This window comes from Nonomuraea antimicrobica (assembly GCF_039536965.1).
GTDB classification, from domain to species: Bacteria; Actinomycetota; Actinomycetes; order Streptosporangiales; family Streptosporangiaceae; genus Nonomuraea; species Nonomuraea antimicrobica.
This window is the reverse complement of record NZ_BAAAZP010000239.1, coordinates 48,263-65,638: the sequence shown is the minus strand read 5'-3', so window position 1 is coordinate 65,638 and position 17,376 is coordinate 48,263. Positions and strand designations below refer to the sequence as shown.

The window sequence follows — 17,376 nt, the reverse complement described above, 5'->3', positions numbered from 1 at the left end:
GGGGCAGACTACTGGGGGTCCGTACATGCCGAACGCCACGCCGTACCCATCCGGGGCCCGGCACGCACCCTCCCGTCTCCCCACGACGCCCCCCGCCACCCCCCTCTCCACGACGACCCCCGTCGCCACCCTCCTCACAACGCCCCCCGTCACCTCCCTCCCCACGACAACCCCCGTCGCCTCCCTCCCCAGGACAGCCTCCGTCGCCTCCCTCCCCGGGACAACCCCGGTCACCTCCCGCCGCGCAACGCCCCTCGTCGCCTCCCACCGCACAACGATCCCCACTCTCGTCCTCCCCATGGCGATCCCGGCCACCGCCGCGCCTCGCATCCACCAGACCGTCGCGCGCCGGGCCGGCCGGGGGGTGCGGGCCCTGGGCGCGGCGTTCGTCGCCCTCGCCCTCACCACGCTCTTCCTCACGCTCCCCGCCGAGGCCGCGCCCGCCCTCGTCCACGCCACCGCCGTCCCCCAGGGGCGAGTGGCGCTGATCGGGGTTCCCGGGCTCGAGTGGAGCGACCTCGACGAGACGCGGACGCCCAACCTGTGGCGCCTGGTGGGCCAGGGCGCTTCGGCCTCCCTCTCCACCCGGGCCGTGCCGCCCCCTGACCGGGGCATCACCTGCCCGGTGTCCGGCTGGCTCACGATCTCGGCGGGCCAGCGCGCCGGTACGGCGGGAAAGGGCTGCCCGCCACTGCCCACCCCCCAGCCCACGGGGCAGGGCGGCGCCACGGTGCCCGGCTGGGGTGAGTTGGCCGCGTACCAGTCGCAGACCGGCTTCGACGCCCGGCTCGGCACGCTGGGGCAGCTCATCGGGGACAACGGCGGCAAGGTGGCCGCCGTCGGCCCGGGTGCCGCGCTGGCCGCCGCCGACGCGACCGGAAATATCGCCAAATACGCCCCCACCCTCGACGCCCTGGGTGATCCCACCCCCTACAACCTGATCGTCTTCGACGCCGCCGACCTCTCCGACGCCTGGCTGAAGCAGCCCCTCGACGAGTACGGCGTCCCCACCGCCCTCCCCGCACCGGCCCGCCAGGCTGCGACAGCCCAGGCGGACCGCCGGATCGGCGACCTCGTCGCCCGGCTCCCCGCGCAGACCACCGTCCTGCTGGCCGGGGTCTCGGACGTGACCCCGAACGCCCACCTCCACGTGGCGATCGCCACCGGCCCCGCCCCGGGGGGACAGCCGTACCCGCACGGCTTCCTCACCGCCTCCTCCACCCGGCAGGACGCCCTGGTCACGATCACCGACCTCACGGCCACCGCCATCCAGCTCCTGGGCCTGACCCCGCCGCGCGAGGTGGTCGGCCGAGCCTGGCAGCCCGGCGGCGCCGCCCCGGCCACGCCGTCCGCCACGGTGACGGAGCTGGCGGACGGTGACCTGGCCAGCCAGGTGCTGCGCGAGGTGCGCGGCCCGTTCTTCACCGGCTTGGTCACCGTCCAGCTCCTCTTCTACGCCTTCGCCGCCCTCGCCCTCCGCCGCCGCCGTACGACCGCCCGCCCACCCGCGCACTCCCCATCGGCCACCGCCGCCTCCCCAGCCACACCAAGCCCAGGCGGCACCGGCCCAAGCTACGCAGGGCCAAGCGACGCAGGACCAAGCGGCACCAGCCCAGGCGACGCAGGCCCGGCAGACGGCACAGGCTCAGTCGGCACCGGCACCGGCACCGGCACCGACGCGGCGCGCGCGGAGTCCGCACCCGCCTCGGACGAGAGCGAGGATTCCGCGCAGGTGGAAGACCTGGCGAGCACCTCAGGGCTCCTCAGATCCGTCCAAGTAGTGGCGGTGGTCAGCGGCGCGATCCCGGTCTCGACCTTCCTGGCGCAACTGGTGCCCTGGTGGACGCTGCCGGTGCCCATGGTGTCGGTGATCGTGACGATCCTGGCCATCGCCGGGCTCATCACCGCGCTCGCCTTCGCGGGCCCCTGGCGCGCCCACGTGCTCGGCCCGCTCACCGCCGTATCCGCCGTCACCTCGCTCGCCCTCCTCCTGGACGTCATCACCGGATCGAGCCTCCAGGTCAACGCCGTGACCGGGTACGAGCCCGTGACCGGAGGGCGCTTCTACGGCTTCAGCAACATCGCCTTCGCCGTCTACGCCACGGGCACCGTGCTCGGGCTGGCCGGGGTGGCGCAGTGGCTGCTCGGCCGGGGCGTGTCGAGGGCCGTGGTCGTGGCGTTGTGCGCGTTGTACGGGGCCTTCGCGGTCTTCGCGGACGGCTGGCCGTCGTGGGGCGCGGACTTCGGCGGCGTGCCTGCGTTCGTGATCGGCCTGGCCGTCTTCCTGATCCTGCTGTCGGGCCGACGGGTGTCGGTGCTGAGGCTGGCGCTCGTGGGGCTGGCCGGGGTCGTGCTCGTGGGGGCGATCTCGGTCTTCGACTGGCTGCGGCCCGCCACCGAGCGGACGCACCTGGGCAACTTCGTGCAGCAGATCATCGACGGCGCGGCCTGGACCGTCGTCGGCCGCAAGTTCGGGGCCATGATCGGCGTCACCGTGGGCAACTGGCCGTTGACCCTCCTCTCGCTGGTCGCGCTGGCCTTCCTGTTTCTGGTGCTCGCCCGCCCCTCGCGCTGGGGCGCCTCCGCCCTGGGCCAGGCGTACGGGCTGGCCCCGACGCTCAGGGCCGGGCTGTTCGGGGCCCTCACGTGCGCCTTCGTCGGCTTCCTCATGAACGACTCGGGCATCGCCATCCCCGCCATGGCGCTCACGGTGGCCGTGCCACTGACGCTCGCGGCCTGTGTGCGCGCGCTGCAGCTCGCCACGCCCACACGACCAGAGCCACGGTCAGCGCAAGCAGCACCCAGGCGAGCCGGGGCCTGAGCACGGTGCTGAGCCAGCCGAGGTCGCCGGGCTGCCCCTCCACCCTGGCCGGAAGGTACGCGAGCGACAGGACCAGCAGATGGGCCACCACGAACCCGTCGAGCGCCGAGGCCCCCACGAGCGCCAGCAGCCCCAGCGCCAGCCCGTCGTACCAAGGCAGAATGTAGGGCGTCGCGAACAAGTAGGCCACCACCAGCCCCACGGCCACGACCGGCGCCGTGAGCGCGCGCCCGGCGTCCGGCGCCCTCGCGGCCTCCCCGGGCGCCAGGGACGGCAGTGACGCCAAGGGCGGCAGGGGCGGCCAAGGGCCGGTGACGCCGGACCGTGAGGCCAGGCGGAGCAGTGACCAGGCGACAAGGCCGAGGACCAGGAGCGAGCCGACCTGGATCTCGCCCCGGTAAGCGCTCCCGGTGCCCACGATCGACTGCAGCCAGCCCTGCACGAGCTTCCAGAACGAGGCATGCGAGATCGACTTGCTCGTACGGGTGATCGGCGCGATCGCGTCGGGCCCGACGACGGCGTAGCCCGCGACCACCACCAGAAGCGCGCACCCCGCCATGAGCGCCAGGCGGGCTGGACGGCGGCGCAGCTCCCAGGCGGGGCCCAGGGCGACCAGGCCCGCGTTGACCTTGATCGCCACCCCCAGCCCGAGCAGGGCTCCCGAGCCGATGGGCCGGCTCCTGGCGAGCAGCGCGGCGACCATGCAGGCGATGGCCAGCGTGTCGACGTGCATGCCCGCGACGAGTTGGTAGAGCAGGAGGGGGTTGGCCGTCCACAGCAGGGCCGCCCGCCGCCGCCGAGCCGGGTCGTCTCTCGTGAAGCGGTCGATGAGCAGCCCCGTGGCGACGAACGCGCCGGCGTTGACCAGGGCCAGCACGAAGATCGTCAGGCGGAGCGAGTCGCCGCCGACCCAGCTCGCCAGGGCCTGCACGGCCGTGGCCACAGGGCCGTAGACGCTCGGCTCCTCGCGCCACGGCTCCTCGACGGCGTCGGCTATGGGATCGCCGGGCAGGTCGACCGCGCCGTGCGTGTACGGATTGAGGCCCAGCGTCACCATGCGGCCGTAGGCGGCGTAGTTGAGGTGGTCGGCGGAGCCGGAAGGGGGCAGGAACGCCAGGAGGACGGCGGCCACACAGCCCATGAGCACCAAGAGCCGAGGGCTGGGCGACGGTCGCGCGCCGGGCCGGGGCAGGGCGAGCGGCGAGAGGGCCGCGAGCAGGCCGAGGCCGCCCAGCACGATGGCGGCCGCGCCGAGGGCCACCGCCAGGTGGGGCTCGGGACCGACGCCGAGCGAATAGGGCGGCTGCCAGGCCGGGCCGCCCAGTGCGGGCACCATCGGCGACGGGCCCAGCGCGCCGATAGTGATCGTCAGCAGGATCGAGGCGCCGATCGCCGCCAGGGCCGGCCCGCCGAGCCGACCCCGTGTCTTTTCGAGCCACGTCCGCGAAGTCACCGGGAAATTCCAGCACACCCGCGTGCGGTCCCCCGCCGGACCAAGCCCGGCTGTGGACAACCGCCCACCGAACCGTCCCCCTGTGGACGACGCGCTCTCAACCCAGACGCCCGGCCCGCTCCACCCCCGAACACACCGAGCACGGCGACCCCGCCCCAGAGGACCCCAGGGGAGGCACCCCCGCCCCCGAAAGCACCGAGCGCAGCGGCTCCGCTATCGAAAGGACTGAGCAGAGCGACTCCGCCCCAAAGGACACCAAGCGAAGCGCCCCCACCCCCGAACACACCAAGCGAAGCGACTCCGCCCCAAAGGACACGAAGCGAAGCGCCCCCACCCCCGAACACACCAAGCGAAGCGACTCCGCCCCAAAGGACACGAAGCGAAGCACCTCCACGCCCGAAAGCACCAAGCGAAGCGACTGCGCCCCAGAGGACACCGAGCGAAGCACCTCCGTCCCCGAAAGCACCGAGCGCACCGGCTCCGCCCTCGAAGGGGCTGAGCGGGGCGGATCCGTTCCTGAGGGCGCTGGGCGGAGCGGATCCGTCGCAGACCGCGCTGAGCAGGGCGGATCCGTTCCTGAGGGCGCTGGGCGGAGCGGATCCGTCGCAGACCGCGCTGAGCAGGGCGGATCCGTTCCTGAGGGCGCTGGGCGGGGCGGATCCGTCGCTGAGGGCGCTGGGCGGGGCGATGGCGAACCGCACTGGACTGCTATTCGCCGGTCTGCCCGTCGACCGACTCCCGTATGAGGTCGGCGTGTCCGTTGTGACGGGCGTACTCCTCGATCATGTGCACCAGGATCCAGCGCAGGCTGGGCGCATGCCCGTTGGGCCAGGAACGCCGGGCAATCTGCCCCAGATCACCGCTTTCCATCGCCTCCGCGAGCAGCGCCCGGGAGCGCGTCACGGCGTCCTGCCACAGCTCCAGCAGTTCCTCGGGCGAGTCGACTGCGGCAGAGTGCCACTCCCAGTCGCGATCCGCCTTCCAGTCGACCGTGCCCCACAGCGGCTGGCCCTCGCGATCGTGCAGGTAGCGGGAGAACCAGTGGTTCTCCACGTACGCCAGGTGCTTGAGCATCCCGCCCAGCGTCATCGACGACGCGCCCACGGTCGCCTTGAGACCGGCCGCGTCCAGCCCGGCGCACTTCCACGCGAACGTGGCGCGGTGGAACTCCAGGAAGCCCACCAGAGTGCCGAACTCGTCGGCCGCCACGGGCGGCTCGGGGCGGCCCTGTTCGTCTATGTCGGTCATGGGCGGCGAGTCTAACGAGCGCGCGGGCTCCTGGGCGTGGTGAGCGGCACCGGGCGACCGCAGGAACGCGCGGCCCGATGCCGGACGTCACCGCCGCAGGCCCAGCCTGTCCAGGTTCTGGGCGACCACCGGCTCGCGTACGGCCAGCGCCCGCGCCACGTCCCGCAGTTGCCTGGCCCGGTGGAGCTGGGCCCGCCAGTCGGTGCCGGTGGCCCGGTGGGTCATGTCCACCTCGACCTCCGTGACCCGGTAGCGCTTGCGCAGCAGGTCGATCGTCAGCGCGGTCTCCACCCCGAACCCGTGCGCCAGCGGCCGTGCCGCCTCGAAGGCCGCTCTGGTGAGGCAGCGTTGCCCGTTGAGCGGCTGCGTGGCGTCGAAGCCGGTGGCCCGCCGGATGCCCTCCTTCGACAGGCGCACCACTAAGCCGTGGCCGCCGAGTCGCACCCTGGTGGTGAACACCGCGATCGTCATGTCGGCCTCGCCCCGGCGTACGGGCTCGACGAGTGGGGCCGCGGCCTTGGCCGTCTCGCCCAGGTCGGCGTCGAGGAAGAGCAGGTGACGGGGGGCGGCGTCGGCGTCGAGGAGGCGCACGGCCTCGGCCCCCGTCTCCATCGCCGCCGCCTTGCCCCGGTTACGGCTGTGCCGCACCACCCGGGCCCCGGCCGCGCGCGCCACCCGGCCGGTCTGGTCCGTCGAGCCGTCGTCCACGACCACGACGAGGTCGACGCCGGGCAGGGCCGCAGCGGCCTTGACCGTGGCCGCGATGCGATCGGCCTCGTTGGCGGCCGGGATGACGACCGCCGTGTCGCCGCTCATCGCCCATCACCTCCGCGCACGGCACCGCGCCGGACCACACCGGGCCGGACCACACCGGGCCGGACCGTGCCGCGCGGCGCGGCACGGTCGGCCCGGCGCCCGTGGCGTGCGGGACCATTCGGATCGTCGGATTGGGCCCTCGTCATGATCCCTCGGTGATGAGGAGCTCCTGCGGCACCTCATCGTGCACGGTGAACACCGAGTCGAGCCCCGTGACCTGCAGAATCTTGCGTACGGCGGGACGCGGCGCGGCCACTTCGAGCGCACCCCCCTGCTCTTTCATGCGTTTGAGTGCCGAGAGCAGCACGTTCATCCCCGTGGAGTCGCAGAAATCCACGGCGGACATGTCGATGACCACCCGGCTAGGCCCGTCCTGCAGCAGCCGAGTGAACTCGGACTGCAGGTGAGGCGCCGTGTAGAGGTCGATTTCTCCGGTGACGGCGACGACTGCGCACCCGGCATGTGATCGGGTCGAGACCTTGAGCTCCACATGGGCAGGCTAGCGGCGCGAAGGCTTCCGGTCACGTTGTCACGCCGATAGGGCAACCACAGGTTTTTGTCCTGCGTTTGGGCTCCATGAAAACGGAGAGTACGCGAAGCTTGACAGCGTGACACCGCAACCGGCACCGCTTCGTGGTGAAGGAGGGGCTGGGGCACGACCGACGGGCCCCGTATCGATGAAAGCCGACAAAGCCGAAGATCCGCAGCGTCAGGGGCTCCGAGAACGCTTGGAGACCATCCTCATCCGCACAGAGAAGGCGACTTCATGGCATGACGAAGCAGGGCGCCTGCGCGGCCTGGTGAACCACGAGGGCTACGTACCGATCCGGGCCCGCCTCGCGGTCGAGGACCTCGAGTTCCTCGCGACGGCGCGCACCGAGCTGCTCCGGCTCTCGGAGCTCGGGCTCAGGCTGCTCGATCTCCATCAGCCGCGCGACGCGGGGGGCATCACGAGCGACACCGCCCACCCGATCCTGCGGTGCCGGAGCTGCATGTGGCGCTGGCCGTGCCCGACGTTCCGAGCCATGGCGGAGTCGTTCGGGACCGTGCGGGACCTTCCGGAGAGCGCCTGAGGCCCGAACTCCCGCGGGCGTGGGCGGACGTACGGGCGGTCATCACCCGCCGACCATGGGCAGCCGGATCTCGAACCGGCACCCCGGCCCGTCGTTGACCACCCCGATCACCCCGTCGTGCGCCTCCACGATCCCCTGCGCGATGGCCAGCCCCAACCCGGCCCCGCCGTCGGCGGTGGGAGTACGAGCCGTCTCCCCCCGGAAGGCCACCTCGAACACCCGGGGGAGATCCTCCTCAGGTATCCCCCCACAACAGTCGGTAACCGACAGACAGGCCATCCCCTCCGCATCGACCCCGGCCCTGAGCACCACGCTCCGGTCGGACGGCGTGTGCCGGATGGCGTTGACCACCAGGTTGCCCAGGGCCCGCCCCAGGGCGCCCGCGTCGGCCTCCACGGGCACGGCGGCCGACGCCTCGGCCGTGAGCAGGACCCCCTTGGCACGGGCGAGCGGCTCCGCACCGGCCAGCGTGTCGGCGACCAGGTCGGACAGCCCGATCCTGGCCCGCGACAGCCGCAGCGCCCCCGCGTGGATGCGCGACAGCTCGAAGAGATCGTCCACCATCGCGGACAGCCGCTCCACCTCGAGCTTGATCTGCCCGTGGTAGCGCGCGACCGTCTCGGGGTCGGACACCACCCCGTCCTCCAGCGCCTCGGCCATGGCCCGCATCCCGGCCAGCGGCGTACGCAGGTCGTGGCTCACCCAGGCCACCAGCTCCCGCCGCGCCCCCTCCAGGGCGCGTTCCCTGGCGTACGCCTCCTCCAGGGTGTTCGCGATCGTCTGCAACTCGGCGGGCAGCCGACGGGGGGCGACGAACGGCACGTGCCGCACGGCCGCCACGAGCCGCCTGCTCTCCCCGACCACCCGCTTGGCCAGCACGAACGCCACCCCCAGCCCCACCAGCCCGCCCACGGCCACCACGCTGAGCACGAAGTCCTTGGTCGGCCCCTCGATGATCATCTTCGTGATGATGGACACGACGCCGGCCAGCGTGGCCACCACTGCGACCACCACGACCACGGCCAGCATCACGCCGATGGAGCGCGTACGCAGCCGTCCCATCACCCAGATGCCCGCCAGCGCGACCAGCAGGCCCAGCCCGGCCGTGACAGCCACGACCATGGGCAGCTCACCCGACGCCACCGCGGCGGGACCGGCCCGCACCACGGGGAACGCGGGCATCAGGAGTCCTCCAGCGGCTCGTACCGGTAGCCGACCCCCCACACCGTGACGATCCTGCGCGGCTCGGTCGGGTCGGGCTCGATCTTCTCCCGCAGCCGCCGCACGTGCACGGTCACGGTCGAGGAGTCGCCGAACGACCACCCCCACACCTGGCTGAGCAGCGCCGACCGGCTGAACGCCTGCCGGGGGTTGCGCACGAGATAGGCCAGCAGGTCGAACTCCCTGGCCGTGAGCAGCACCTCCGCGCCCCGCAGCCGTACCTCGTGGGCCCCCACGTCCACCGTCAGGTCACCGTCGCGCAGCACCCCGGTGCCGCCGGTGACGGAGGCCCCGCGGGCCCGCCGCAGCACCGACTGCACGCGCAGTGCCAGCTCGCGCGGGCTGAACGGCTTGGTCACGTAGTCGTCGGCCCCGGTCTCCAGCCCCACCACCCGGTCGATCTCCTCGCCGAGCGCGGTCAGCATGATCACCGGGACCGGCCAGCGTTCCCGGAGCTTCCTGCACACCTGGAGCCCGTCGATCTTGGGCAGCATGAGGTCGAGCACCATGAGGTCCGGCGGGTGCGCCAGCGCCCTGCGCAGCGCCTCCGCGCCGTCGCCGACGCATTCGACCTCGTGCCCGTCGCGCTCCAGATAACGCGCGACCACCTCGGACACCGTCGGGTCGTCGTCCACCACCAGGATGCGCGTGCTCACCCCTTCACGGTACGGCCGCCCTGCCCGGAAGTGGGGTGTACGTCATCGCTTCGTAAGGCTCGCAGACCATCCCCCAAGGACGTACGGTGGCTGCATGAGTAGAGTCGTGATGCTCGTCCTCGGGGCCCTGCTGGGTCTCTTCGTGCTGTTCAACTTCCTGCTGCCGATGCTGGCAGGTCTGATCAAGCTGGTCTTGATCGTCGGCGTCGTCGCCGTCATCGTGTTCGTCGCCGTCACGCTCGTCGGCAAGTCCTCGCGTTCGAGCTGATGCAACTGCTGTTCGACCCGTGGCTGATCGGGATCACCATGCTGGCGATCCTGCTGCTGGCCACATGGGCGGCCATGTTGCTGCCCACCCTGAGCGGGGAGCCGCCGAGCTTCCCGCTGGCCTACGCGCGCCGCACGGCCTTCCAGCGGCAGCGCGATCCTGACGCGGCCGGTCGGTCACGTCCACGAGCCCCTTAGGCCCGCCCCGCCTTCCACGTTCAGGCGGGGCTTACCAGGCCGTTCCCGCGGCATCCCGTCGAGTTTCTCGACGTTCTTCGACGTTCTTCGACGGTGACGAGTGAGCCCCTTGGTCCACTTTCAGAAAACAGGGCTCATGATCGATTCTCTTGTCACGTTCGTCATCAGTATGTCCGGCGGCAGCGCCGCGCTCGGGATCGTGCTGTTCACCCTCGCCGTACGACTCCTGCTGCTGCCGCTCAACGTGCGCCAGGCGCGCACGATGAAGATCCGCGAGCGGCTCGCCCCCAAGCTGCGCGAGTTGCAGAAGCGCCACCAACGCAACCCCGAGCGGCTGGCCAAGGAGCTGAACGCCCTCTACGCCAAGGAAGGCACCTCGCCGTTCGCCGGGTTCCTGCCGATGCTGGGGCAACTGCCGTTCATGTGGCTGATGTACCGGGTCGCCACGCATCCGACCGCGCTCGCCGGGCACGATCTGTTCGGGGCTCCGCTGGGGCAGCATGTGGCCGGAGTCATCGCTAATTACGGTCTGGTCAGCATGCCAGTTTTGGTCTTCGTATTGGTCATCGCCCTGGTCGCGGTGGTGGCGTGGCTGTCGACCAGGCAGATCAAGGTGGCCGAGGAGCAGCCGGAGACGATGAAGAAGATCATGCGGCTGCTGCCGTACGGCTCGGTGCTGGCCACGCTGGTGCTCCCGCTGGCCGCCGGGCTCTACCTGCTCGTGTCCACGGCGTGGACCGTCAGTGAGCGGGCCGTGCTCGCTAGCCGGCCTCTCTGAGTGCCGCGACCTGCCCGTTCACCGACTGGCTCGGTGCGGGCAGGATCGCCCAGACGGTGGTCGTGTCACCGTCGTGCCGGACCCCCCAGCTCTCCGCGACGTATTCCACGATGCCCAGCCCCCGGCCCCCGAGCGAGGACAGGGTCGGGCGGCCCGCCCGCGGCTCCGTGGCCGCTCCCCCGTCACTCACCGCTACTTCGATGTGATCGTCGCTGCGCAGCCACGCCACCCGCACCATCCCCGACGGGAGCGGATGCGCGTGCCGCAGCGCGTTGCTCAGCAACTCGCTCACCACGAGTACCGCATCGTCAATAGCGGCGGTAAATACCCCACAATCATGCAAATCAGTGCTCAGACGCTGGCGGGCAACGGCAACGCTGGACGGCGCGTACGGCAGCAGCACCACGCTTGACACACCCACCTCCCCGTTCCCTGTGCCCCCCGCGGGAACACTCCCCGGTACGACCGAAATGCCCCGTTACTCGATCCCAGAAACCGCATCTCGATCACAGCTTGTACACATTGGACGATAGGCCAGCGCAACCGTGACCACCTCGTTACCGCATCGGTGTGTCGGATCCGATAGTGGACGCGCGTCTGAGCACGAGTCGCATTCTCGTGCCTCCTCCCGGTCGCGGATGAGCGCTGACGTCTCCTCCCTGTGCCCTGGCGAGGCTGCGGACGATGTAGAGCCCGAGCCCCACTCCACCAAACCGTCTCCGGTCGCCGCTGTCCACCTGGACGAACCTTTCAAAGATCCTTTCCCGGTCAGTCGGGGCGATACCGACGCCCTCGTCGTCGACCACCACGACGACGCTGCCGCCCTCCGGCCAGGCTGACACGCTGATCAGTCCGCCCTTGGGCGAGTACTTGAACGCGTTCTCCAGCAGTTGCCCCAGCACGATGTCGGTGGCCAGGGCGTCTCCCAGCACGCGGGGCAGCCCGTCCGCGATCTCCACCTCGACCCGGTGCCTGTCGGACAGCTCGGGCAGCCCCAGCGTGGCCCCGTCGATCCGCTCGGCCAGGTCGAACTCCTCGATCCGCACCTTCAGCTCGTCGGCCCCCGCCCTGGCCCCGAGCAGCAGGTGATCCATCAGTTCGGCCAGCGACCGGGCCCGCTCGGCGATCATGTGCACGGCCGCGCGCCGCTCGGGGTCGCTCATTTCGTCCCAGCGCGAGTCGAGCGTGCCGGCGAATCCCCGGACGATCGTGATCGGGGTACGCAGCTCATGACTCGTCGTGGCCAGGAACAGGTCTTTGGCCTCCTCCAGCTCCTTGGCCGCGGTCACGTCGCGGAAGTCGACGACCACCTCGCCCGTCTCCTCGATCTGCGCGCTCACGACGTCCAGCCAGCGGCCGTTGTCGAGCTGGAAGGTGCCCTTCTCGCCCGCCTTGGGCAGTGGGAACGGCGGCGGCCCGCCGATGACGGCCTCCCCGGGCAACGCGGTCAGCACGGCGGCGGCCGGGTTCCAGCGCACCACGCAGCCGTCCTGGTCGAGCACGGCGATGCCGTCGGCGCTGGCGTCGAACACGGCCCGCTCGTGGGCCCGCTGGCGTACCGCCTCCTGGTAGGCCACCGCGTTGCCGACGGCGATGCCCGCGTGCCCGGCCAGCAGCTCCAGCAGCTCCAGCTCCAGGTGCCCGGGCGTGCGCCGGGCGAACAACGCGTAGAGCGCCCCGTACGGGCGCCCGCCCACGGCGGCGAGGCCGAGCGCGATCGTGTGCAGGCCGTCCAGCCGCGCCCACACCAGGTCGTCGAGCCCACCGGACTCCAGCAGGACGGTCTTGCCGGTGCGCAAGAGCCGGTCGACCAGGCTCGTGCGCAGGCCGGTGGTGGCCCCCCTGAGCGACTCGGGTAACTGGTAGGTGCTGACGAGCCGCAGCCGTTCGCCCTCGATGAGCACGAACCCGCCCGCGTCCGCCCCCGTCAGCTCGGTGAGGCTCGCCGAGATGCGATCGAGCACGGCGGACAGCTCCAGCTCGGAGTTGATGTCGGCCACCACGTCGGTGAGCCGGCGCACGAGCCTGGCCCTGCGCGCCATCCGCAGCTCGGCCATCTCGTCGGCCCTGGCCGGGTGGTACACGCACACATAACCGGCCACGGCGCTGCCCAGGCGCAGCGCGCTGATGTCCACCCGGACGTCGAGCAGGCAACCGTTGCTGTGCACGCGCTTGGTGCGCAGCGAGACCGGCGCGCCGGTGCGTACGCGCTCCAGCACGGCGTTGTGCTCGGCGCCCAGCTCATCGGGCACGATCGGCGCCCGGCGGCCGACGATCTGATCGGCCGTCCACCCGAACAGACGCTCGGCCGCGGCGTTCCACACCAGCACGCTCTCGTCCCTGTCGAGCGCCACGACGGCGTTGGGCGAGCTGGCGAGCGCCGCACGGGCGATCTCATCGTCACTACCGGCCCATTCGTCCCCCACACCTCCATAGTGCACGTGGCGCGGTGGCCGCGTCGGGCGATCGGTCCGATACGCTGCGGTCACGGTGGTTCCCGACGGTAGGAGGGTGAGGGGTATGTCGAGCAACGATCTCGATGCCCTGCTGCGTGTGACCTCCAGCAGCTATCGGGGCGAAACGCCACCCGACATCGCGTTCGGCACCTACGACGGCGCCGTGGGCAGGCTCGTGCTGGCCGTGACCGGCAAGGGCATCGCGGCGTGCAGCTTCGAGCCGGAGAACGACGTGTTCGAGCTGATCGCCAGGCATGCGAGCAGTTTCATCGGGCCCGACGCGCGGCGGCTCGACCCGGTGCGCAGAGAGCTGGACGCGTACTTCTCCGGCCGGTTGCGGGCGTTCGCCACGCCGGTCGATCTCACGCTGGCCACGACCTTCGCCCGCACGGTGCTGCAGAAGACCATGGCGGTCCCCTACGGCACGACCACCACGCTGGAGCAGATCGGCCAGAGCATCGGCCGCCCCCGCGCGCTGCGGGCCATCGGCAACGCGCTGGCCTCCAACCCCGTGTGCGTGATCGTGCCCTGCCACCGGGTGGTGCGCGAGGACGGCCAGCTCGGCGACTACGCGGGCGGCCTGCCCGCCAAGCAGCACCTGCTCAACGTCGAGCGGCGGACCGCCGCGTCAGCAGGCCGATGACCAGCGTCACCAGCGCGGCCACCAAGGCCCCGCCGAGTGCACCGTTCATCCACGGCTGCCGGGCGAAGCCGATGGCCTCGCGCAGGCCCGCCCACAGCCCGTCCCAGGCGGGCACGGTCGGCGTCGAGGTCGTCAGCCAGTAGGCCACGAAGCCCAGCGCCCACGGCACCAGCATCGCCCACCGCGAGGGCGCGTCCTGCGCGGTGTTCCAGCGGCCGGCTCCGCCCAGCACGAAGTACTCGATCGCGAGCACCGCGAACATCGGGACGAACACCGCGCCGATCACGCTGAGGAACGAGCCGTAGGAGTTGACGTCCACGAAGAGGGCGATCACCACGGTGAGCACGCCGATGACGGCGGAGAAGACGCGCCGGTCCATGCGCGGCATCAGGTTCTGCAGCGACACCGTGGTGGAGTAGACGTTGGCGAACGACTGGTCGGTCTCACGCAGCACCAGGATGCCGAAGAACAGCGCGCCCAGCGGCACCGCGACGAACGGCCCGAACACCGACGTCGGGTCGGCCGACACCCCGGCCGCGCCCGCGATGGCCACCGCGTAGACGCCCAACCCCAGGCAGGCCACCTGGGCCAGCGTGTAGCCGCCCACCACGCCGGTGAACGCGGCCCGTCCTGAACGCGAGTGGCGGGCGAAGTCGGCGGCCATCGGCACCCACGACACCGACAGCGCGATCACGTAGTCGACCGCGGCGGGGAAGGCCGTCCAGTCGCCGCCCTGGTGCACGGGGGCCTCGCGCAGGAAGAACACCGTGAACCAGATCATCGAGACGATCACGCCGACGGTGACGTAACGGCGCAGCAGCCGGATCGACCCGAGCGGCCAGATCGTCAGCGCCGTGGTCAGCACCCCCGCCACGATCACCCACACCTGGTACGGCACCGACCCGAAGATCGCGGTGGCGCCCTTCGCGATCACCCACAGCTCGAACGCGCCCCAGCCCAGCATCTGCACGATGTTCAGCACCGTGGGCACGTAGGAGATCCTGGCCCCGAACAGCCCGCGCAGCAGCACCATCGCCGGCTGACCCGTACGCGTGCCAGGCACGGCCGACAGGCCCACCATGGCCGTGCCGATCAGGCTGCCGACCACCGTGGCCACGAGCGCCGCGGCCAGGCTGAGCGGGGCGTTGCCGAGGGGATCGAGCAGCACCAGCGCCCCGGAGAAGCCCAGCAGGCTGACACCGAGGTTCGCCCAGAGCGCGCCCTGGTCGAGCACGCCCAGGGTCCTCGGCGGCCGGCCTTCGAGGGTCAGCGGGACTTCTTCGACGCCATGCGTCATCGCACACTCCCTACGCCGGCATTACCCGGACAGGTTCATGCGGTCGGCAGCGGATCTGGCTGCCCTCTCAGCCCGGCGAACCCCGAGCTCCCGCGACGATCGGTCTGCGAACCGGAGATCACCCCGGCGCGCGACCCCATGATGCACTATTCGTCCGTTCTCAGCCACCCCCCGGCGCCGACAGCGCGGCCTTACCCGATGGGCAGCTCCACGGTGATCGTCAGCCCGCCCTCGTCACGCGGCCGGGCGACGACCGTGCCGCCGTGCGCCTCGGCGATCACCCGTACGATCGAGAGTCCCAGCCCGCTGCCCCGTTCCGAGCGCAGCCGGTCGCCGTGCAGCCGGCGGAACGGCTGGAAGATCGTCTCGATCTCGTACGCCGGCACCTGCAGCCCGGTGTTGGCCACGACCAGCTCCGCCTGCTCGGTGCGCTGCCGCGTGGTCACCCACACCTCGCCCTTGGGGTGGTTGTGCCGGATCGCGTTCTCCACCAGGTTCTGTACCAGCCGCTCGACCAGCACCGCCTCGCCCATCGTCGGAGCCGCGTCGAGCAGCCGGTGGATCGTCACCTCCCGCTCGGCCGCCTCGGCCGCGGCCAGGTCCAGCACGTGGTCGGCCACGTCCATCAGGTCGAACGAGTGCCGGTCGAGCACCGTCTGCTCGCCCTCGGCCAGCGCCAGCAGGCCGTCGATGAGCCGCTCGTGGCGGCCGTTGACCAGCAGCAGCGACTCGCCCAGCCGCTTGACGTCGTCCGTGGCATCGGGCCGGCGCACGGCCACGTCCACCAGCGTGCGGTTGATCGTCAGCGGGGTGCGCAGCTCGTGGGCGGCGTTGGCGACGAAGCGCCGCTGCCCGTCGAACGAGCGGGCCAGCCGGTCCAGCATCGTGTCGAAGATGTCGGCCAGCTCCTTGGCCTCCTCGCGCGGCCCCTCGTACGCGATGCGCTCGGTCAGGTCGTGGCTCTGCGCCACCCGCCGCGCGGTCTCGGTCACCGCCTTGACCGGCCGGAGCACCCAGCCCGCCGCCCGCCAGCCGACCGCGAACGCCACGCCCGCCCCTGCCAGCACCGCCAGCGCGCCGATGTTCCTGACGTTGGCGAGCGTGTCGCGTTGATAGACGGAGACCACCTGTATCGCCCGGCTACGCGCGACCTCGTAGTAGTCTTCGCCCCGATAGAAGACGCCGCGGTTGTGGATGGTGATCTCGTTGGGGGTGAGCAGTCCGCTGCGGTATTCCAGGCTCTGCCGCGTCACCACGTAGACGCCCGTCAGGACCAGGCCCCCGAGCACCGCGAACAGCGCCGCGCAGGCCAGCGCGAAACGCAACCGCACGCTCATGGGATGCGGTAGCCCGCGCCGGGCACGGTCTCGATCACCTGGGGCTCCCCGAGCTTCCTGCGCAGCTTCATCATCGTGGTGCGGACCGTGTTGGTGAACGGATCGATGTGCTCGTCCCACACCCTCTCCAGCAGCTCCTCGGCCGACACGACCGTGCCCGCGGCCCGCAGCAGCTCGGCCAGCACGCCGAACTCCTTGCGGGCCAGCGGGACGTACACGCCGTCGCGGAACACCTGCCGGTGCGCCCAGTCGAGCCGCACGCCCGCCCGCTCCAGGATCGGCGGATCCGCCCTGGCGGTACGGCGGCCGAGCGCGTGCACCCTGGCCACCAGTTCCTCGAACGCGAACGGCTTCGGCAGGTAGTCGTCGGCCCCCAGCGACAGCCCGGCCACCCGCGAGCGCACGTCACCGGCCGCGGTCAGCATGAGCACCCTGGCCGGCCACTGCCGTTGGACCACGGTCCTGCACACGTCGTCGCCGTGCACGCCGGGCAGGTCGCGATCGAGGATGAGCACGGCGTACTCGTTGACGCCGAGCCGCTCCAGGGCTTCCTCCCCGTCGTAGGCGACGTCCACCGCGAGCGCCTCGCCCCGCAGGCCCTCGGCGATCGAGTCGGCGAGCATCCTCTCGTCCTCGGCGACCAACACGCGCACGAACGTCACCCCCTCATCAGAGCGCTGAATGCCGCGATCATCGCGGGCACCACATAACGCGGACGTAACCACTTCCGATGCCGCCCAGCCTATGGTGCGCGGCCTGCGGCCCTCAGGCCACGAAGGGCGGCTGCCCGGTCTCACTGTCCATCGGACGGCCGGCGGACTCCCACGACCGCATGCCGCCCTCGACGTTGACCGCCTCGTGCCCGAGCTGGTTGAGCCAGGCCGCGACCTGCAGGGACCGGCCGCCCACCCGGCAGACCACGTAGACCGTACGGTCTGCGGGAACCTCCCCGACCCGGCCCTGCAGCTCGGTCATCGGGATGTGCACGGCGTCGGGGGCGTGGCCGGCCCGCCATTCGTCCTGCTCGCGGACGTCGAGCAGGTAGACGTCGGCGGGAACGGCGGCGGCCTCGATCTCAGGAACGGTCATGTCTCCATCATCTCGCGTCGCGC

The 17,376-nt window shown here is 71.5% G+C and carries 18 protein-coding genes and 1 riboswitch; of the genes, 6 read left to right on the top strand and 12 right to left on the bottom strand.

Annotated features, from left to right (window positions below; translation table 11 throughout):
- Positions 1–298: 298 nt before the first annotated feature.
- On the top strand, positions 299–2,821 hold the full coding sequence (locus ABD844_RS51475; RefSeq protein ID WP_344897133.1) for a hypothetical protein: 2,523 nt from the start codon (positions 299–301) through the stop codon (positions 2,819–2,821).
- Here ABD844_RS51475 and mptB read toward each other — a convergent pair.
- From mptB to ABD844_RS51455, 4 genes are all read right to left on the bottom strand, one after another.
- Positions 2,706–4,274, bottom strand: coding sequence for a polyprenol phosphomannose-dependent alpha 1,6 mannosyltransferase MptB (gene mptB / locus ABD844_RS51470; RefSeq protein ID WP_344897130.1), 1,569 nt, complete (start codon positions 4,272–4,274; stop codon positions 2,706–2,708). The genes ABD844_RS51475 and mptB overlap by 116 nt on opposite strands.
- 708 nt (positions 4,275–4,982) lie before the next feature.
- Positions 4,983–5,522 carry a DinB family protein gene (locus ABD844_RS51465; protein WP_344897127.1) on the bottom strand — a complete coding sequence of 180 codons (540 nt, stop codon included), beginning with the start codon at positions 5,520–5,522 and terminating at the stop codon, positions 4,983–4,985.
- An 87-nt stretch (positions 5,523–5,609) separates the two neighbouring features.
- Positions 5,610–6,338 carry a glycosyltransferase gene (locus ABD844_RS51460; protein WP_344897124.1) on the bottom strand — a complete coding sequence of 243 codons (729 nt, stop codon included), beginning with the start codon at positions 6,336–6,338 and terminating at the stop codon, positions 5,610–5,612.
- 142 nt (positions 6,339–6,480) lie between these two features.
- Positions 6,481–6,828, bottom strand: coding sequence for an STAS domain-containing protein (locus tag ABD844_RS51455; protein ID WP_344897121.1), 348 nt, complete (start codon positions 6,826–6,828; stop codon positions 6,481–6,483).
- A gap of 238 nt (positions 6,829–7,066) precedes the next feature.
- Between ABD844_RS51455 and ABD844_RS51450 the strand changes: the two genes are divergently transcribed.
- Entirely contained in the window at positions 7,067–7,411 is a 345-nt protein-coding gene (locus ABD844_RS51450) for a hypothetical protein (RefSeq protein WP_344897118.1), read from the top strand.
- A 42-nt stretch (positions 7,412–7,453) separates the two neighbouring features.
- Here the strand turns inward: ABD844_RS51450 and ABD844_RS51445 are convergent, their stop codons facing one another.
- The gene (locus ABD844_RS51445; protein ID WP_344897115.1) at positions 7,454–8,593 is read right to left on the bottom strand and encodes a sensor histidine kinase; all 1,140 of its coding nucleotides are present in this window, start codon (positions 8,591–8,593) and stop codon (positions 7,454–7,456) included.
- Complete coding sequence (locus tag ABD844_RS51440; RefSeq protein ID WP_344897112.1) at positions 8,593–9,288, bottom strand: response regulator transcription factor; 696 nt, start codon at positions 9,286–9,288, stop codon at positions 8,593–8,595. Before ABD844_RS51440 ends, ABD844_RS51445 begins: the two co-directional genes overlap by 1 nt.
- A 94-nt stretch (positions 9,289–9,382) precedes the next feature.
- Between ABD844_RS51440 and ABD844_RS51435 the strand changes: the two genes are divergently transcribed.
- The 3 genes from ABD844_RS51435 to ABD844_RS51425 all read left to right on the top strand — a co-directional run bounded on the left by ABD844_RS51435 (position 9,383) and on the right by ABD844_RS51425 (position 10,531).
- Positions 9,383–9,556 (top strand): hypothetical protein, encoded by a 174-nt coding sequence (locus tag ABD844_RS51435; protein ID WP_344897109.1) that lies wholly within the window; start codon positions 9,383–9,385, stop codon positions 9,554–9,556.
- Positions 9,556–9,753, top strand: coding sequence for a DUF6412 domain-containing protein (locus ABD844_RS51430; protein WP_344897106.1), 198 nt, complete (start codon positions 9,556–9,558; stop codon positions 9,751–9,753). The genes ABD844_RS51435 and ABD844_RS51430 overlap by 1 nt, the downstream gene beginning before the upstream one ends.
- A gap of 136 nt (positions 9,754–9,889) precedes the next feature.
- Positions 9,890–10,531 (top strand): YidC/Oxa1 family membrane protein insertase, encoded by a 642-nt coding sequence (locus ABD844_RS51425; protein ID WP_344897103.1) that lies wholly within the window; start codon positions 9,890–9,892, stop codon positions 10,529–10,531.
- Here ABD844_RS51425 and ABD844_RS51420 read toward each other — a convergent pair.
- Together ABD844_RS51420 and ABD844_RS51415 are read right to left on the bottom strand one after the other, a co-directional pair.
- Positions 10,515–10,934: an ATP-binding protein gene (locus ABD844_RS51420; protein WP_344897169.1), complete on the bottom strand. Its 420-nt coding sequence runs from the start codon at positions 10,932–10,934 to the stop codon at positions 10,515–10,517. The two genes, ABD844_RS51425 and ABD844_RS51420, sit on opposite strands and share 17 nt — an antisense overlap.
- 154 nt (positions 10,935–11,088) lie before the next feature.
- Positions 11,089–12,957: an ATP-binding protein gene (locus ABD844_RS51415; protein WP_344897100.1), complete on the bottom strand. Its 1,869-nt coding sequence runs from the start codon at positions 12,955–12,957 to the stop codon at positions 11,089–11,091.
- A gap of 94 nt (positions 12,958–13,051) precedes the next feature.
- On the opposite strand from ABD844_RS51415, the gene ABD844_RS51410 reads away from it, so the two are divergent.
- Complete coding sequence (locus ABD844_RS51410) at positions 13,052–13,630, top strand: methylated-DNA--[protein]-cysteine S-methyltransferase (protein ID WP_344897097.1); 579 nt, start codon at positions 13,052–13,054, stop codon at positions 13,628–13,630.
- Here ABD844_RS51410 and ABD844_RS51405 read toward each other — a convergent pair.
- The 4 genes from ABD844_RS51405 to ABD844_RS51390 form a co-directional block, all read right to left on the bottom strand.
- Positions 13,590–14,927: a purine-cytosine permease family protein gene (locus ABD844_RS51405; RefSeq protein ID WP_344897094.1), complete on the bottom strand. Its 1,338-nt coding sequence runs from the start codon at positions 14,925–14,927 to the stop codon at positions 13,590–13,592. The genes ABD844_RS51410 and ABD844_RS51405 overlap by 41 nt on opposite strands.
- A riboswitch (TPP riboswitch) is annotated at positions 14,918–15,031 on the bottom strand. Its footprint overlaps the gene before it by 10 nt.
- 87 nt (positions 15,032–15,118) lie before the next feature.
- Positions 15,119–16,258, bottom strand: coding sequence for a sensor histidine kinase (locus ABD844_RS51400; RefSeq protein ID WP_425568804.1), 1,140 nt, complete (start codon positions 16,256–16,258; stop codon positions 15,119–15,121).
- A 2-nt stretch (positions 16,259–16,260) separates the two neighbouring features.
- A complete protein-coding gene (locus ABD844_RS51395; protein WP_344897088.1) occupies positions 16,261–16,917 on the bottom strand; it encodes a response regulator transcription factor in 657 nt (218 codons plus the stop codon).
- Between the two features lie 112 nt (positions 16,918–17,029).
- Entirely contained in the window at positions 17,030–17,353 is a 324-nt protein-coding gene (locus ABD844_RS51390) for a rhodanese-like domain-containing protein (RefSeq protein WP_344897085.1), read from the bottom strand.
- Between the last annotated feature and the right edge of the window lie 23 nt (positions 17,354–17,376).

Bases quoted from the DNA above. Each gene is read 5' to 3' on its own strand.
- ABD844_RS51425 (WP_344897103.1), top strand. From the start codon at position 9,890: ATGATCGATTCTCTTGTCACGTTCGTCATCAGTATGTCCGGCGGCAGC.
- ABD844_RS51435 (WP_344897109.1), top strand. From the start codon at position 9,383: ATGAGTAGAGTCGTGATGCTCGTCCTCGGGGCCCTGCTGGGTCTCTTC.
- ABD844_RS51465 (WP_344897127.1), bottom strand. From the start codon at position 5,522: ATGACCGACATAGACGAACAGGGCCGCCCCGAGCCGCCCGTGGCGGCC.
- ABD844_RS51430 (WP_344897106.1), top strand. From the start codon at position 9,556: ATGCAACTGCTGTTCGACCCGTGGCTGATCGGGATCACCATGCTGGCG.
- ABD844_RS51405 (WP_344897094.1), bottom strand. From the start codon at position 14,927: ATGACGCATGGCGTCGAAGAAGTCCCGCTGACCCTCGAAGGCCGGCCG.
- ABD844_RS51445 (WP_344897115.1), bottom strand. From the start codon at position 8,593: ATGCCCGCGTTCCCCGTGGTGCGGGCCGGTCCCGCCGCGGTGGCGTCG.
- ABD844_RS51475 (WP_344897133.1), top strand. From the start codon at position 299: ATGGCGATCCCGGCCACCGCCGCGCCTCGCATCCACCAGACCGTCGCG.
- ABD844_RS51410 (WP_344897097.1), top strand. From the start codon at position 13,052: ATGTCGAGCAACGATCTCGATGCCCTGCTGCGTGTGACCTCCAGCAGC.
- ABD844_RS51390 (WP_344897085.1), bottom strand. From the start codon at position 17,353: ATGACCGTTCCTGAGATCGAGGCCGCCGCCGTTCCCGCCGACGTCTAC.
- ABD844_RS51460 (WP_344897124.1), bottom strand. From the start codon at position 6,338: ATGAGCGGCGACACGGCGGTCGTCATCCCGGCCGCCAACGAGGCCGAT.